At 69.5% G+C, this 16091-nt stretch carries 11 protein-coding genes; 9 read left to right on the top strand and 2 right to left on the bottom strand.

The window, feature by feature from the left end; all coding sequences use genetic code 11:
* Nucleotides 1–60 precede the first annotated feature (60 nt).
* The 3 genes from BpN12_RS00670 to BpN12_RS00660 are packed head-to-tail and all read left to right on the top strand — an operon-like array spanning nucleotide 61 to nucleotide 5928.
* Nucleotides 61–2595, top strand: a complete 2535-nt coding sequence (locus BpN12_RS00670) for a type VI secretion system Vgr family protein (protein ID WP_246793374.1) — start codon at nucleotides 61–63, stop codon at nucleotides 2593–2595.
* A 53-nt stretch (nucleotides 2596–2648) separates the two neighbouring features.
* Nucleotides 2649–5411 carry a hypothetical protein gene (locus BpN12_RS00665; RefSeq protein ID WP_246793373.1) on the top strand — a complete coding sequence of 921 codons (2763 nt, stop codon included), beginning with the start codon at nucleotides 2649–2651 and terminating at the stop codon, nucleotides 5409–5411.
* Between the two features lie 4 nt (nucleotides 5412–5415).
* The gene (locus BpN12_RS00660) at nucleotides 5416–5928 is read left to right on the top strand and encodes a hypothetical protein (RefSeq protein WP_246793372.1); all 513 of its coding nucleotides are present in this window, start codon (nucleotides 5416–5418) and stop codon (nucleotides 5926–5928) included.
* A gap of 16 nt (nucleotides 5929–5944) precedes the next feature.
* On the opposite strand, the gene BpN12_RS00655 is transcribed toward BpN12_RS00660, so the two are convergent.
* Complete coding sequence (locus BpN12_RS00655) at nucleotides 5945–6445, bottom strand: hypothetical protein (protein WP_246793371.1); 501 nt, start codon at nucleotides 6443–6445, stop codon at nucleotides 5945–5947.
* A 510-nt stretch (nucleotides 6446–6955) separates the two neighbouring features.
* Here BpN12_RS00655 and BpN12_RS00650 point away from each other — a divergent pair.
* The 3 genes from BpN12_RS00650 to torA are packed head-to-tail and all read left to right on the top strand — an operon-like array spanning nucleotide 6956 to nucleotide 11796.
* The gene (locus tag BpN12_RS00650; protein ID WP_246793370.1) at nucleotides 6956–8611 is read left to right on the top strand and encodes a c-type cytochrome; all 1656 of its coding nucleotides are present in this window, start codon (nucleotides 6956–6958) and stop codon (nucleotides 8609–8611) included.
* On the top strand, nucleotides 8608–9264 hold the full coding sequence (locus BpN12_RS00645; protein ID WP_246793369.1) for a TorD/DmsD family molecular chaperone: 657 nt from the start codon (nucleotides 8608–8610) through the stop codon (nucleotides 9262–9264). The genes BpN12_RS00650 and BpN12_RS00645 overlap by 4 nt, the downstream gene beginning before the upstream one ends.
* Before the next feature lie 9 nt (nucleotides 9265–9273).
* Complete coding sequence (gene torA / locus BpN12_RS00640; RefSeq protein WP_246793368.1) at nucleotides 9274–11796, top strand: trimethylamine-N-oxide reductase TorA; 2523 nt, start codon at nucleotides 9274–9276, stop codon at nucleotides 11794–11796.
* Between the two features lie 85 nt (nucleotides 11797–11881).
* On the opposite strand, the gene BpN12_RS00635 is transcribed toward torA, so the two are convergent.
* Nucleotides 11882–13207, bottom strand: coding sequence for an LLM class flavin-dependent oxidoreductase (locus tag BpN12_RS00635; RefSeq protein ID WP_246793367.1), 1326 nt, complete (start codon nucleotides 13205–13207; stop codon nucleotides 11882–11884).
* A gap of 201 nt (nucleotides 13208–13408) precedes the next feature.
* On the opposite strand from BpN12_RS00635, the gene BpN12_RS00630 reads away from it, so the two are divergent.
* The 3 genes from BpN12_RS00630 to BpN12_RS00620 are packed head-to-tail and all read left to right on the top strand — an operon-like array spanning nucleotide 13409 to nucleotide 16090.
* A complete protein-coding gene (locus tag BpN12_RS00630; protein WP_246793366.1) occupies nucleotides 13409–14428 on the top strand; it encodes an aliphatic sulfonate ABC transporter substrate-binding protein in 1020 nt (339 codons plus the stop codon).
* Between the two features lie 16 nt (nucleotides 14429–14444).
* Nucleotides 14445–15335, top strand: a complete 891-nt coding sequence (locus BpN12_RS00625; protein ID WP_246793365.1) for an ABC transporter permease — start codon at nucleotides 14445–14447, stop codon at nucleotides 15333–15335.
* Nucleotides 15332–16090, top strand: coding sequence for an ABC transporter ATP-binding protein (locus BpN12_RS00620; protein ID WP_246793364.1), 759 nt, complete (start codon nucleotides 15332–15334; stop codon nucleotides 16088–16090). The genes BpN12_RS00625 and BpN12_RS00620 overlap by 4 nt, the downstream gene beginning before the upstream one ends.
* Nucleotide 16091: the final 1 nt, after the last annotated feature.

The raw sequence follows: 16091 nt of genomic DNA, 5'->3' as shown, positions 1-16091 counted from the left end.
GCCAAATCTATTATGTAGAATAGCCCCGCCTAATTAGACAGGACCGCAAGGAATCAGACGATGGGGGCGCAGGATCTCGCGGCATCCATGGCCGCCGGCTTGATGCAGGACGACCGGTTGATCCGGCTCGACACGCCGCTCGGCGGCGACGTCCTGGTACCGCAACGCGTGGTCGGCCACGCACGCATCGGCCGCGACTACCGCTTCACGCTCGACGTGGTCTCGCTGCGCGAGGACGTCGAACTGAAGAAGCTGATCGCCCAGCCCGTCACGCTGTGGCTGCAGCAGGCCGACCAGTCGTACCGGCCGCGCCACGGCTACGTCCATACGGCGCGGCGGCTCGGTGCCGACGGCGCCCTGACCAGCTACCAGCTCGAATTCACCTCGTGGCTGCACTTCCTGCGGTTCCGCCACGACGCCCGGATCTGGCAGAACCAGAGCGCCGACGCGATCCTCGCCAGCGTGTTCGCGGCCCACCCGCAGGCGCGCGGCGCTTTCCGTTTCGCGATCAAGACAGCGCTGCCGCAGCGGTCGTTCTGCGTGCAATACGAAAGCGACTGGAATTTCTGCCAGCGGATTATGGAATCGGAAGGCCTGTTCAGTTATTTCGAACAAGCCGCGGATGGTAAATCGCATACGGTCGTTATTACCGATGATTTTGCCGCTCTACCGGTTTTAAATCCGCAATCGGTTGATTTTTACCGATCCGGCGTGAATGCCGAAACCGATGCGCTGGTGCAATGGAGCGGCACCCGCACGCTGCAGAGCACCACCCTCACCACCCGCACCTTCGATTACAAGTCACCCGCCCCGGCCGTCAATCCGAAGGGCACCTCGGTGCCCACGCTCGCCACCCAGGGCAGCCTGCCCCAGCAGGCCGAGGTGTACGAATACACCGGCGCCTACACCTACGGCGAGCAGCCGCGCGGCGACCAGCTCTCCGGGATCCGCATGCAGGAATGGGAGTCGCGCGCGAAGCGCTTCAGCGGCGCGGGCGCGGTGCGCCGGCTCGACGCGGGCGCCTGGTTCACGCTCGACGATCATCCCGTGCATGACACCGACGGCGCGCAGGATCGCGAGTTCGGCGTGATCGAGGCGAGCTGGTACATCGAGAACAACCTGCCGCTGCCGGCCACGCAGGCGTCACCGTTCCCGCACAGCCTGCGCGAGCGGCTCGCCGCGATCCGCGCCGAGCACCAGGGCACGGCCGGCGCGCTGACGGTGGCCGCCGCCGATGGCGGCGAAGGCTTCCTGCTCGTGAAGATCGAGGCGCAGCGCCGCAGCGTGCCGTTCCGCAGCCCGTTCGAACACGCGAAGCCGCCGATGAAGGCGCAGACCGCGATGGTGGTCGGGCCGTCCGGTCAGGAGGTCTATACCGACACGCTGAACCGCATCAAGGTGCGCTTCCACTGGGACCGCCTCAACGACGGCGACGAGAACGCGTCGTGCTGGGTGCGCGCGACCATGGCCGACACCGGCGACGGCTACGGCGGCGTGCATCTGCCGCGCGTCGGCGAGGAAGTGCTGATCGACTGGCTCGGCGGCGACTGCGATCGCCCGATCGTGACCGGGCGCGTCTACAACCGTTCGACCAGGCCGAACTGGCATTCGAACGGCATCCTGTCCGGCTTCCGCTCGAAGGAATACGGTGGCGCCGGCTACAACCAGCTCGTGATGGACGACGCCACCGGCCAGAACCGCGTGCAGCTGGCCAGCAGCAGCGCCAGCTCGCAGTTGCATCTCGGCTACCTGATCGCGCAGGACGGCAACGCGCGCGGCGCCTATCTCGGCAGCGGCTTCGACCTGAAGTCCGACGCGTTCGGCGCGGTGCGCGCCTCGCAGGGCCTTTACCTCGGTACCCACGCGAGCAAGGCGACGAGCCAGCAGCTCGACGTGACCGACGCGCGCGCGCAGCTCGCCAACGCGCAGGATCTGGTCGAGGCGGTCTCGCAGACGAGCGCGACGCATCAGGCCGAACCGCTGCAGGACGGCGCCGACGCGTTCAAGCAGTTCGTGGCCGCCACCCGGTCGAACGCGCAGGGCGCGGTAGCCGGCGGCGGCAACACGGCGGGCGGCGGCACCGGCAGCGCCAACGCGTTCGCCGAGCCCGTGATGCTGATCGGCAGCCCGGCCGGCATCGCGCTCTCCACGCAGCAGTCCGCGCACCTCGCCGCCGGCCGGCAGATCAACCTCGTCAGCGGCCAGAGCGTGAATCTGGCCACCGGCAAGTCGCTGCTCGCGGGCGTCGCGCAGAAGCTGAGCCTGTTCGTGCAGAACGCCGGCATGAAGCTGTTCGCCGGCAAGGGCAAGGTGGAGATCCAGGCGCACGACGACAACATCGAGCTGACCGCGCAGAAGACGCTGAAGCTGGTCGCCTCGACCGACCAGCTGCAGGCGATCGCCAAGGGCGAGCTGCTGCTGACCTCGGGCGGCGCCTACCTGCGCCTGAAGGACGGCAACATCGAGATCCACGCGCCGGGGACCATCGACGTGAAGGGCGCGCAGCACGGCTTCAGCGGCCCGGCGCGGCTCGACGAGAAATTCCCCGCGTGGGCCGGCAGCAACGGCGCCCGCTCGGTGGATTTCTCGGGCTGATGCGGCCCGCCGTCCACTCATTTTCCACTCCCGAATCGAACCGAGGCTAGCGCGTGGCGCAACAACCGGAACAACCGTCGAAAGTCGCGGGCTGGGCTTATCCGTTTCCGCTGAAACCCGCCACCGGCACCGCCGGCACCACCAGCGCGTCGAACGCCGGCCCCGACAGCTATCTGGCCGCGCTCGCCACCGCCGCCGACGGCTTCTATCCGCTCGGCGCCAACGGCCTGTGGCACGGCGGCATTCACTTCGGCGCGCAGACCGCCGCGAAATTCGACCAGGACGGCGGCGTCAAATGCATCGCCGACGGCGAGGTGGTGGCGTTCCGGCTCGATTCGAAGCTGCAGGAACTGGCCTATCCGGACGGCGGCAAGGCCGGGTATTCGCACGGCTTCACGCTGGTGCGGCACCGGCTCGTGCTGCCGCCGCCGCCCACCGCGCAACCGGCCGGCGGTAACGGGAATGCGCCTGCGCCGGCTCCAACGCCCGCGCCCGGTTCGACGCCGGCTCCGGCTCCCGGCGGCACGCCGGCCGCCGCCGACACGCTGACGTTCTTCAGCCTCTACATGCACACGCTGCCGCTCGACGGCTACGACGCGAGTCCGCCGCCGCAGGGCCATGCGAAGACGCTGCCCGCGTACTACGGCGCGACCGAGGTCCGCAGCGTCGGCACCGGCGCGTCCGATCCGCGGCTGACCACCGCCGGCGCCAGCCATGTCGACAACACGGCGCAGGGCCTGCGCGTGCGCGCGTCGGCGTCCGGGCATGCCAACGTGGTGGGATGGCTCGCGCGCGGCACGCAGCTGAAGATCGGGCAAACCCACGGCGCGTGGGGCAGGATCGACAGCTTCGTGTCGGGATCGATGCAGTCCTACGAGGAAGACAAGCCCGCCCCCGCCGCCGGCACCGTCGGCTGGGTCTATCTGGCGGAACTCGACAAGCAGTTGCTGCCGCCCACCGTCGATCAGGTCCACGTGCTGCCGAAGCCGCACAAGATCGCGGCCGGCGAGACCGTGGCCTATCTCGGCGAATACCAGCGCCTGGCCGAGGCGCGCGCGCACCACACGCTGCCGCCCAAGCTCGGCGAACGGCCGCTGCTGCATGTGGAGGTGTTCACCGGCGACGACCTGAACGCGTTCATCACGCGCAGCCGCGCGCGGGCGCAGCAGCTCGATCCGAAGGCGCGCAAGCTGCTGCTGATTTCGAAGGGCGCGAAGCTCGTGCAGCCCTCGGCCGCCGACACCTCGATCCCCGCCGGCACGGCCGTGAAGGCCGCCGCCGATTCGCCGGCCGCCGGCCCGTGGGCGAAGGTGGCGAAGGTCAACGCGGCGGGCCACCCGATCGCCGACCAACCCGCGCTGTGGATCGCGCGTGGCGACCTGCAGGCGAGCGGCGCGCGCCAGGCGTGGAGCCATTTCCCGCTCAGCATCGCGGCGGCCGGCGGCGCGGCCGCGGCCTGGACTCGCGTGATCGTCACGTTCGCGGCGCCGTCCTGCGTCGAGGCCGAGAACAAGACCTGGTACGCCGTCAGCATCGCCGACGAGAACAACGCGCAGGTGGACGGCTGGGCCTGCGACCACGGCCATCCGCTCGTCGAGCTGAAGAGTCCGTGGGACTGGCCGGGCTTCGATCTCGTGAGCCTCGACACGTCGGTGTCCGACATGTTCCAGCGCGCGCTGTTCGTCGCCGACAGCGGCACGCCCGACGAACTCGCGAGCTTCGAGGATTCGTTCAACAGCGCGCGCTCGGACGAGACCATCAAGAAACTCGAGGATGCGATCGACGGCCAGCAGCAGAAGGACGGCAAGATCAGCGCGCAGGAGCTGCAGCTGGCGCTCGGCAAACCATGGCTCGCCGATCGCATCGATCATCTCGTGGTGCGATACGAGAGCGAGTGGGGCGGCGAGATGAGCAAGTGGGACGCGCTCGATTCGCACATGCATGCGGGCTTGCCGGTGTGGCAGGCGGAGAAGAAGCGGATCGATGCGTTGCGGTTTTGGAGCGCAGTGAGGGGGGTCGACACGTTCCCGGCCTCGGCCACCGTCCACCATCTGCATCCGGTCGGCCTTGTTGGCAATTTCAAGGTCGGCTTCCGGTTCACCATCGAGCAGTTGAAGCATCTGTTCCCGAATGCCTCGCAACAGGACATCCAGGCCGTCGTCGACGAACTCAACGCCCATATCGATCTGTACAAACTCGACAAGCCGCTGCGGCGCTGCCATCTGTTCGCGCAGATCCAGCAGGAAGTGGGTGCGACGCTGAGCGTGCCGATAGAGGGCATGAATTACGCGTCGACGGCACTGAAGCAGCTGTTCAGCTATTTCATCCACAACCCTCAGGAAGCCGAGCTTTACGGCAGAACCCACGACCATCCTGCGAATCAGCAGGCGATCGCCAATCGCACCTACGCGGACTCCGACAGCAACGGCAATATCGAGAGCGGCGACGGCTGGAAGTATCGCGGGCGCGGCTATATCCAGCTGACGCACCGCGGCGGCTACCAACGCCTCACGACCTGGAACCGGAACAACCGGGCCGCCAACTGGCCATCCGAGGACGACATCGATTTCGAGGCCAACCCCGACCGCGTCGCCGAGGTTCGCTACGCGATCCGGTCTGCCTGTTTCTTCTGGGTGTCCAACAACCTTTACACGAAGGCGGATGCCGGAGCCACCTCCGACAACGTCGATTCGATCACCAGGGTCATCAACTCCGGCCTGTTTTCGCACCCGATCGACGCGAAAAAAATGGAAAGCATCCAGGGACGGCGTGACAATTTCACCAGAATCTACAACTGGGGCGGATTCAATGAGTAAACGCGTGAATTTCCCGATGACCGCGGCCGTGCTGGCCGCCTGCGCTGTCGCACAGAGCGCCCATGCCGCCGACCTCAGGCCGCGCTCGCTGTGCGGCAGCGACGAGACGATCTACTTCTCCTGCAAGATCGAGCACACCAGGGACTACGCCTCGGTCTGCGCCAAGGACAACACCGCCGCCGACGCCGGCTACGTCCAGTATCGCTACGGCCACGACGCGGCCTCGGCGTTCCGGTTTCCGGCCTCGAAGGTCGCGCCCGGCGACACGTTCCACATCCTCACCGTCAATCACTTCCGCGACGGCATCGGCAAGCACCTGACATTCAGCAACGGCGCCTACACCTACGTCGTCTCCAACGCGGTGCAGCCGCCCGAAATCGGCGTGTTCCGCAACGGCAAGTCCGTCGCGACCAAGACCTGCGAGTTCGACAACGGCTTCACGCCCATCAGCAACGATGCCGACTTCGGCATCAAGCCGGGCGAGAAATCCGGGCTCGACAGCTTCGACGGAAGCTGAACGCCGAAGACGAGGCTCAATACCGGTCGGCCTTCGTCGGCGGCGCCTGGTTGATGCCGTCGAACACCCGGTTGGCGAAGCTCTTGTATTGCGAGGCGCCGCACGCCTTGTCGAACACCACGCGCCCGTTCTTCACGACGTGGACGCCGCCCGGCGCAACCGAGGACACGACATAGGTGTACGGGCCTCTGGAAAATTTCAGATGCAGGCCGCGGATGCTTCCTTCGGAAACGTCGGTGATGCCGACCGCCCTCGCGGGCGGAACGCGCTCGCCGGGGATCGCGAACGCGTCGCCGCGGCTGCCGTATCGGTACTGCACGTAACCGCGATCGGGGCGCGTGTTGCCGCCTGCACAGACCGAAACGGTCTTTCCGTTCTCCAGCGGGCAACTGAAGTACACGTCCTCGCCGTCGTCGCAGAGCGTCGGCCCGTCTTTCGGCAAGCGGGACTGCGCGCTGGCCGCGTCGTGCCCGGCGAGCGCAATGAACAGAACCGCAAAAGCCGCTGCCATACGCATGGCATCCTCCTCCATGGAAAGGCCTGAAAACCTGTTTTTCGATCGATGGTGAGAGGCCCATCACCGTCGGCCCGCTCGCTCGCACCGCTCACCGCCATGATCGCTCGTCCATCCCTTTTCCGCATCCTGTCGCTGACACTGCTGGCGACGGCAGCGGCGGCCTCGCAGGCGAAATCCGCCGACGTCCAGACGATCAACTTCCCAAAAACAGCATACCTTCCTTGAGCGGCGCGAGCGCGTCGGCGCCAACCAGCGGCGCCACTCCCAGGCCACCCCACGCAAACCCTCCCCCCGCACCTTGCGATCGCGCAACGCCCACGCTTCGTGCTCCTGAAAATCCCCCACCTCATTACGCCATCGCAAGCCCGCCCGCCTTTACGCATCAAACCCGAATTCGCCCCTCCTCCCCACGCCGTACCGCTTGACCCGAGTCAATCCGGCCCGATCCTCACGGGTGTTTCATAGCTGTCGACCTACCAAAGGATCAGCAGCAAACCGAGGGGAACCCACATGCCGGCATCAAGACCTTCATCGCGCTCACGCAAGCGCCTCTTCATCGGCATCGCGGCCGCCGTCGTGCTCGGCGCGGGCGGTTTCCTGCTGCTCAGCTCGCCGTGGCTGTGGTCGCTGACGCATCCGACGCGCAACGTCGCGAGCCCCGGCCCGGCCAATCTCGTCAACGGCCGCGAGATCTTCGTGGCCGCCGACTGCGCGACCTGCCACGCGAGCCCGGCTCGCCACAACCTGCTGATGCTCGGCGGCGGCAAGGCGCTCGACACCGCGTTCGGCAAGTTCACCATGCCGAACATCTCGCCCGATCGCCGCGACGGGATCGGCCGCTGGACGCTGGCGCAATTCACGCGCGCGGTGCGCGAGGGCGTCGGCCCCGACGGCCGGAACCTCTACCCGGCGTTCCCCTACACCTCCTACCAGCGCCTGAGCGCCGACGACGTTCGCGACCTGTTCGCCTACCTGAAGACGCTGCCGCCGGTGCCGGGCAAGGCACCCGACCACCAGCTCGCGTTCCCGTACAACCTGCGGCGCGGCGTGGGCATCTGGCGGCTGGTGTTCCTCGACGGCAAACCGCTCGACGGCGGCGGCCCCGCGCCCGGCACGCCGCCGGTGCTCGGCAGCACGCCCTCGATCCACGACCAGCTGGTGGCGCGCGGCCGCTATCTGGTGGAAGGCCCGGCCCACTGCGCCGAATGCCATTCGCCGCGCAACGTGATGGGCGTGATCGAGCGCGGCCAGCGCTTCGCCGGCGGCCCGGCGCCGGACGGCAAGGGCTATTTCCCGAACATCACGCAGAGCGACACCGGCATCGACTTCTGGGCCCCCGCCTCGATCGTCAACTACCTGAAGACAGGCGTCAGCCCGCTCGGCAAGACGGCCGGCGGCGACATGGCCGAGGTCGTGCAGAACACGCGGCAGCTGCCCACGCGCGACCTCTGGGCGATGGCCACCTACCTGAAGACGATCCCGGGCGTGGACCGCCCGGCCCCGGGCCAGCCCGAGCCGAACCGCACCGACAAGGTGGTGATGATCCCGATCCGGCACGACGCTTCGCCGCTGCCGGCCTCGCCTCAGGCCGACGTCGCCCGCGCCGACACGCTCTACGTGACGGCCACCAAGCCGCTCTTCACCGAGACGGCGGCGGTCGGCCGCCCGGACGGCAGCCACGGCAAGCTGCTGGCCGCGGCCGCGCTGCACGTACTCAAGCGCGACGGCAACACGCTGCAGGTCGAGCTGGACGGCTGGCAGCCGGCCGGCGTGACCTCGGTGATCTACGCCCGCCGCGGCAAGCGGATCATGTCCGCGCTGCTCGACGACACGGCCACGGCCGGCCTCGAACGCGGCGCCGCCCAGGCCGACGCGGACACCGGCACCGAATGGACGCCGGTCAAGCTCACGGCCTGGATCGACGGCGCCGATCTCAACACCAGCCTCGCGAATCTCTGGCACTACTCGTCGGCGCTGCTGAACGGCACCTGCGCGGCCTGCCACTCGCTGCCGCAGCCGCAGCAGTTCTCGGCCAACCAGTGGGTCGGCACGCTCGGCGGCATGCGCCGCTACACGTCGCTCACCGACGACCAGTACCGCATGCTGCTCAGCTACGTGCAGAACCATGCCCGGGACACGGCGCCGGCCGCGGAGACAAAGCCATGAAGCCCGCCACCAACGGGCCGCCGGCCCGCACCGACGAACGCGAGGCGGCGGCGGCCGTGGCCGGCTGGTTCGGCCGCCTGCTGCTGGCGCCGCTCGATGTCGCGACGATCGAGATCCATCGCAACGACACGCTGCACCGCTTCCTGCTCGACCTCGGCAGCGCACTTGGCCGGCCGGCCGCGGCCGCGGCGCTCTCGCGCTTCCTGCGCGAGCCGCCGCCCGAGCACGCGGCGGCCCGCATGGGTCATCGCTTCGTGCGGCTGTTCGAGGGCGTGGCCGGCCCCGACACGATCCCGCTCTACGAGAGCGCGCACGCGGGCGAAGGCCCGGGCCTCCATCGCGCGCCGTTCGTGGAAATGCAGGCGATCCTGCGTGAGCTCGACGTCGCGGTGGACGACGCCTGCCGCGAGCCGCCCGACCATCTCGGGCTCGAACTCGCCGCGCTGGCCGAGGCGCTGCGCCAGCAAAAACCCGTGCTGGCCGATCAACTGGCGGCGCGCCTGCGCGGCTGGGTGCCGAATATCGCGCGTGCGCTGGCGGCGCGCCACGACACCGGCCCCTACGGCGATCTCGTCACCCTGCTGGACGCCTTCCTCTCATGCCTACCGCCGGCCGCGACGATGCACGGCGCGTCGGGCGAGCGCCCTTTCTAGGAGTATCCGATGTCTGCCGTCACGCCCAAGCCTCACCCGACTCTCGACCGGCGCGCCTTCATCAGGAGCGCCTCCGCCCTGGCCGCGCTCGGCGCGCTCGGCGCCTCGCCGTTCAGCCGCGGCGCGCAGGCCCGGGTGCCGGACCGCATGGTGCTGTCGGCCTGCCACTGGGGCATCTTCCGCGCGCGTGTGCGCGACGGCCGCTTCGACCGCGTCACGCCGTGGGAAGGCGACCCGCATCCCACCCCGATGCTGCAGGGCATGCGCGATTCGATTTATTCGCCGACCCGCATCAAGTACCCGATGGTGCGCCGCGCCTGGCTCGAACACGGCCCCGGCGCCGATCCGGACGGCCGCGGCACCGGCGATTTCGTGCGTGTGAGCTGGGAGCGCGCGATCGCGCTGGTGGCCGGCGAACTCGACCGCGTGCGCAAGGCGCACGGCAACCCGGCGATCTACGCGGGCTCCTACGGCTGGAAAAGCACCGGCAAGCTGCACAGCTGCCGCGTGCTGCTCTGGCGCATGCTCAAGCTGTACGGCGGCTTCACCAGTTCGCTCAGCAATTATTCGGACGCCGCCGCCTCGGCCGTGCTGCCCTACGTGGTGGGCTCGGCCGGCGTGGTCGATCAATGCACGACCTGGCCGGTGATCGCGAAGCACACGCAGGTGCTGGTGCTGTGGGGCTGCAACCCGCTCAATACCTGCCAGATCGGCTGGCTCGTGCCCGATCACCACTACTTCGACCTGATCAAGACGGCGAAGGCGGCCGGCATCAAGGTGATCTGCATCGACCCGATGCGCACCGAGACCTGCAAGCTGCTCGACGGCGAATGGATCGCGCCGCGCCCGCAGACCGACGTCGCGATGATGCTCGGCATCGCCCACGCGCTCTACACCGAGAAGCTGCACGACGCGGCGTTCCTGAAGCGCTACACCACCGGCTTCGATGCGTTCGCGGCCTACCTGACGGGCCGCGCCGACGGCACGCCGAAAACACCGGAATGGGCCGCGAAGATCTGCGGCATCGAGCCGGCCAAGCTGCGCGAGCTCGCGCACACGTTCGCCCAACACCGCACCATGCTCGCGCTCGGCTGGTCGACGCAGCGCCAGCACCACGGCGAGCAGGTGCCGTGGATGCTCGTCACGCTCGCCGCGATGCTGGGCCAGATCGGCCTGCCGGGCGGCGGCTTCGGCCACGCCTACCACTACAACGCCGGGGTGCCCACCCACACCTCGCCGAGCCTGCCCGGCATGACCGACGGCAGCACGATCAAGGAGCTGAAGCCCGGCTGCAGCCCGGGCAACACCTCGTCGTACTGCCTCGACGAGCAGGGCCCGGCGATTCCGGTCGCGCGCGTGGTGGAGATGCTGCGCAACCCGGGCATGACGATCGACTACAACGGCGGCAAGGTCACCTACCCGGACGTCAAGCTCGTCTACTGGGCGGGCGGCAATCCGTTCGCGCATCACCAGGACCGCAACGAGATGGTGCAGGCGTGGAAGAAGGTCGAGACCTTCATCGTCCACGATTTCCAGTGGACGGCCAGCGCGCGCCACGCCGACATCGTGCTGCCCGTCACCACCTCCTACGAGCGCAACGACATCGAGCAGGTGGGCGACTTCGCGCTGAGCCACATCGTGCCGATGAAGAAGGTGGTCGAGCCGCTCTTCGAGGCGCGCTCCGACTACGACATCTTCGCGGACATCTGCGCGAAGATCGACCGGCGCGACGCGTTCACGGAAGGCCTGACCGAGATGGACTGGATCCGCAGCTTCTACGAGAAAGGCCGGCTGGTGGCGCGCGCCAAGGGCATGGAGATGCCGGTGTTCGACGTGTTCTGGGAGAGCGACGCGCCGCTCGCGTTCCCGCTCGCCGAGGGGCCGACCGACTACGTCGCCTATGCCGACTTCCGCGCGGACCCGCTGCTCAACGCGCTCGGCACGGCGTCGGGCAGGTTCGAGATCTACTCGAAGACGATCGAGAAGATGCATTACGACGACTGCCCGCCGCATCCGACCTGGATGGAGCCGGTCGAGCGGCTCGGCGGCCCGAACGCGCGCTTTCCGCTGCACGTCGCGGCGATCCATCCGAACTACCGGCTGCACTCGCAGCTGTGCGGCACCGCGCTGCGCGAGGTCTACGCGGTGGGCGGGCGCGAGCCGTGCTGGATGAATCCGAAGGACGCCGCCGCGCGCGGCCTCAAGAGCGGCGACATCGCGCGCGCCCACAACGATCGCGGCCAGATCCTGGTCGGCATCCGCGTGACCGACGACATCATGCCCGGCGTGATCCGGATCAGCGAGGGCGGCTGGTACGATCCGGCCGATCCGCGCCGCGCGAACACGCTATGCCGCTACGGCGACGTCAACGTGCTGACCACCAGCATCGCGACCTCGAAGCTCGCGCAGGCCACTTCGGCGCAGACCGTGATCTGCGAAGTGGAGAAGTTCAGCGGCACGATCCCGCCGGTGCGCGTGTTCGACGAACCGGCCGCGCAGGCGTCGTTCCTCGGGCGCGGACGCAAGCGCTGAACGCCGCGGCAGGGCGCCGGACGGCACAGTCGGTCGATACCGGTTGCGCCGTCTTTTTTTATATCCGCCGCCGCCCGCCGCGCCCTCAGCGCGCAAAGAACCGGTTGTCGGGGCGCGGCAGCCCCAGATGCTCGCGCAGCGTCGTGCCTTCGTACTCGCGCCGGAAGATCCCGCGCCGCTGCAGTTCGGGCACGACCTTCAGCGCGACGTCGTCGAGGCCGCCCGGCAGGTACGGGAACATCACGTTGAAGCCGTCCGAGCCCTCTTCCTCGAGCCACTGCTGCATCTCGTCGGCAATCGTCGCGGGCGTGCCGACGAACTGCAGCCCCGAGTAGCCGCCCACGCGCCGCGCCAGCTCGCGCACCGTCAGCCCCTCGGCCGCCATCTCGAGCACGCGCTGCCGCGAGGTGTGGCTCGCGTTGCTCTCGGGCACGGCAGGCAGCGGCCCGTCCGGATCGAAGCCGGACACGTCGTGGCCGAGCGCGATCGACAGCGACGCGAACCCGCTGTCGTCGTGGACCAGCGTGTCGAGGAACGCGCGCTTCTCGCGCGCCTCGTCCACCGAATCGCCGACCACCACGAACGCGCCCGGCAGGATCTTCAGGTGCTCGCGCGGCCGCCCGAGCCGGTCGAGCCGGCCCTTCACGTCGGCATAGAAGCGCCGGCCCGCAGCCAGCGACGGCTGCGCCGTGAACACCGCCTCGGCGGTCTCGGCCGCGAGCTGGCGGCCCGCCTCGGACGAGCCCGCCTGCACCACCACCGGCCAGCCCTGCACGGGCCGCGCGATGTTGAGCGGCCCGCGCACCGAGAAGTGCTCGCCGCGATGGCCGAGCACGTGCAGCTTCTCGGGCTCGAAGTACAGGCCGCTCGCGGCGTCGCGCACGAACGCGTCGTCGGTCCAGCTGTCCCACAGCCCCGTCACCACGTCGAAGAACTCGCGCGCGCGGCGGTAGCGCGCGTCGTGCTCCATGTGTTCGTCGAGCCCGAAGTTCAGCGCGGCATCGGGGTTCGACGTCGTCACCAGATTCCAGCCCGCGCGGCCGCCGCTCAGGTGATCGAGCGAGGCGAAGCGGCGCGCCACGTGGTACGGCGCGTCGAACGTGGTGGAGGCGGTAGCGACCAGCCCGATCCGCTCGGTCGCCATCGCCAGCGCCGACAGCAGCGTGAGCGGCTCGAACGAGGTCGCCGTATGGCTGCGCTTGAGCGCGGCCGGGGACATGTTCAGCACCGCGAGATGGTCGGCCATGAAGAACGCGTCGAACTTCGCGTGCTCCAGCGTCTGCACGCTGCGCTTCAGGTGCGCGAGATTGAAGTTCGCGTCGGGCCACGCATCGGGGTGGCGCCACGCGCCGGTATGCAGGCTCACCGGCCGCATGAAGGCGCCCAGATGCAGTTGTCGGTTGCGGGTCATGGTCGATCGCCGCGCGCGCGGCGTGGGTTGGCGGAACGCTCACGATACCGCGCCGCCGCGAAGCTTGCCGGGCCGCGCCCTTATCAGCCGGCGCGCTTTCCAATCGATGATTTGTTGGTTAGCGAATCGCGTGCGGTTGCGTAGATTGAAAGGTCCACCCGATCATTTCGCGGCGCGACGCCGCCCCCCGGAGACCCACCGATGAAGCTGTCCTGGCCCCGCGTGCTGCATGTGCTACGTCACGCGGCCCTGAGCCTCGCCGCGCTCGCCACCGCCGCCGGCCTCGTCCCGATCCCCGCGCAGGCGGCCGAACCGGCCGCGCCCGCCGAGATTCGCGTCGACTACGCCTATTACTCGCCCGAAAGCCTCGTGATCCGCCATTTCGGCTGGCTCGACGATGCATTCAAGCCCGACCACACGGCGATCCGCTGGGTGCTGAGCCTCGGCAGCAATCGCGCGCTCGAATACCTGAACAGCGGCGCCGTCGATTTCGGCTCGACGGCCGGCCTCGCGACCGTGCTCGGCCGTGCCAACGGCAACCCGATCCGCGCCGTCTACGTGTTCTCGCGGCCCGAATGGACCGCGCTGGTGGTGCGCAAGGATTCGCCGATCCACACGCTTGCCGGGCTGAAGGGCAAGAAGATCGCCGCGACGCGCGGCACCGACCCGTTCCTGTTCACGCTGCGCGCGCTGCACACGGTGGGCCTCACGCGCGACGACGTCGAACTCGTGAACCTGCAGCATCCGGACGGGCGCACCGCGCTCGCCAACGGCCAGGTGGACGCCTGGGCCGGGCTCGATCCGCACATGGCCGCCGCGCAGGTGGACGACGGCGCGCGCCTGCTCTACCGCAACGTCGGCTTCAATACCTACGGCTTCCTGAACGTGCGCGAGGCGTTCGCGAGCCAGTACCCGCAGGCCGTCACGCGCGTGCTGAAGGTGTACGAGAAGGCGCGGCTGTGGATCGTCGCGCATCCGGACGACACCGCGCGGATCGTCGCCGACGAATCGAAGGTGTCGCTGCCGGTCGCGAAGCTGCAATTGCAGCGCAACGACTTCAGCGACCCGGTGCCGGGCGATACCCAGCGCGCCGCGCTGAAGGCCGCCGCGCCGGTGCTGACCGACGAGCAGCTCGTGAAGCCCGGCGTCGATCCGGCGAAGATCGTCGACGCGCTGATCGATCCGTCGTTCGCGCGCCCGCTGGTGGCGGCGTCGCACTGACGGCGGGCCGGCGGCGATGCGCGAATCGACCACCCGCGATGGGGCGCTCGCGGCTTCGGCGCACGGGTCGTTGCATGAATCTTTGCATGACCGTGCGGATGCGCCGGCACATGCGGCACGTCGCGACCCGCTGCGCGCCTGGCGCGTGGCCGGCATCGCGCTGCCGTTCGCGGCGCTCGCGCTGGTGGAACTCGCGGTGCGCGCCGGCTGGCTGCCCGATCACCTGGTGCCCGCGCCGAGCGAGATCCTCGCCACGCTCGAACGGATGGGCGCCGCGCGCCTGCTGCGCCACGTCGGCGCGAGCACGCTGCGCGTGGCGCTCGGCTTCGCGGCCGGCTCCGGGCTCGCGCTCGCGATCGGCGCGGCGATGGGCCTGAGCCGCCGCATCGACGCGCTGCTCGAACCGAGCTTCCAGGCGCTGCGCGCGATCCCGTCGCTGGCCTGGGTGCCGGTGCTGCTGCTCTGGCTCGGCATCGACGAGGCGCCGAAGATCACGCTGATCGCGATCGGCGCGTTCTTCCCCGTGCATCTAGCCGTGGTGGCCGGGATTCGCGGCGTGGACCGCAAGCTCGTCGAACTCGGCGCCGTCTACCGGCTCGGCCCGTTCGCGCTGTTCCGCCGGATCCTGCTGCCGGCCGCGCTGCCGCAGATCGTCACCGGCCTGCGCACCGGCCTGAGCCTCGCCTGGATGTTCATGGTGGCCGCCGAGCTGATCGCGGCCACGCGCGGGCTCGGCTTCCTGCTCAGCGACGGACGCGAGACCGGGCGGCCGGACCTCGTGTTCGGCGCGATCCTGCTGCTCGCGCTGCTCGGCAAGCTCAGCGACGGCGCGATGCGCCGCGTCGAGGCGCGCTGGCTCGACTGGCGCGACGGCTTCGACGGCGCAGCGCGCAAGGCGGCCCGATGAGCGCGGTGCCGCTGCTCGACGCGCGCGTGGCGCGCAAGCGCTACGGCGATCGCGTCGTGCTGGCCGACGTGGGCCTGCGCGTCGCGCGCGGCGAGATCGTCTGCGTGGTCGGCCCGAGCGGTTGCGGCAAGAGCACCCTGCTGCGGATCGTGGCCGGGCTCGACGCCGACCATCACGGCAGCGTCCGGTTCGACGGCGCGCCGCTGCACGGGCCGTCGGCGCGCATCGGCGTGATCTTCCAGGAGCCGCGGCTGCTGCCGTGGCTGTCGGTGGCCGACAACGTCGGCTTCGCGGCCGGCGCGCGCGGCGGACGCTCGCCGCAGGTGGCGCAACTGCTTGCCGAAGTCGGGCTCGATGGCGCGGCGCGCGCGCTGCCGGCCGCGCTGTCGGGCGGCATGGCGCAACGCGCCGCGATCGCACGCGGGCTGTTCGGCGAGCCGGACCTGCTGCTGCTCGACGAGCCGTTCAGCGCCGTCGATGCGCTCACGCGCATGCGGCTGCAGACGCTGCTGCTCGACGTCGTGCGGCGCCGCGCGATGGCGGCCGTGGTCGTCACGCACGATCTGGACGAGGCGCTGTATCTCGGCGATCGCGTGCTGCTGCTGGCCGCGAACCCGGGGCGCGTCGAGGATGCGTTCCCGGTTGACGTTGCCCGGCCGCGCGATCGCCGTGACCCGGCGCTGGCGGCGCTGCGTGCGCGTCTGCTCGGCGCGTTCCAGCGGTTTCAGGAGATGGATGCGGCCGGGGCGCGGTGAG

The sequence above is a fragment of the Burkholderia perseverans genome (assembly GCF_022870505.1).
Classification (GTDB): domain Bacteria; phylum Pseudomonadota; class Gammaproteobacteria; order Burkholderiales; family Burkholderiaceae; genus Burkholderia; species Burkholderia plantarii.
Note: the sequence above shows the minus strand (reverse complement) of the source record. Positions and strands in the feature narration are given on the sequence as shown.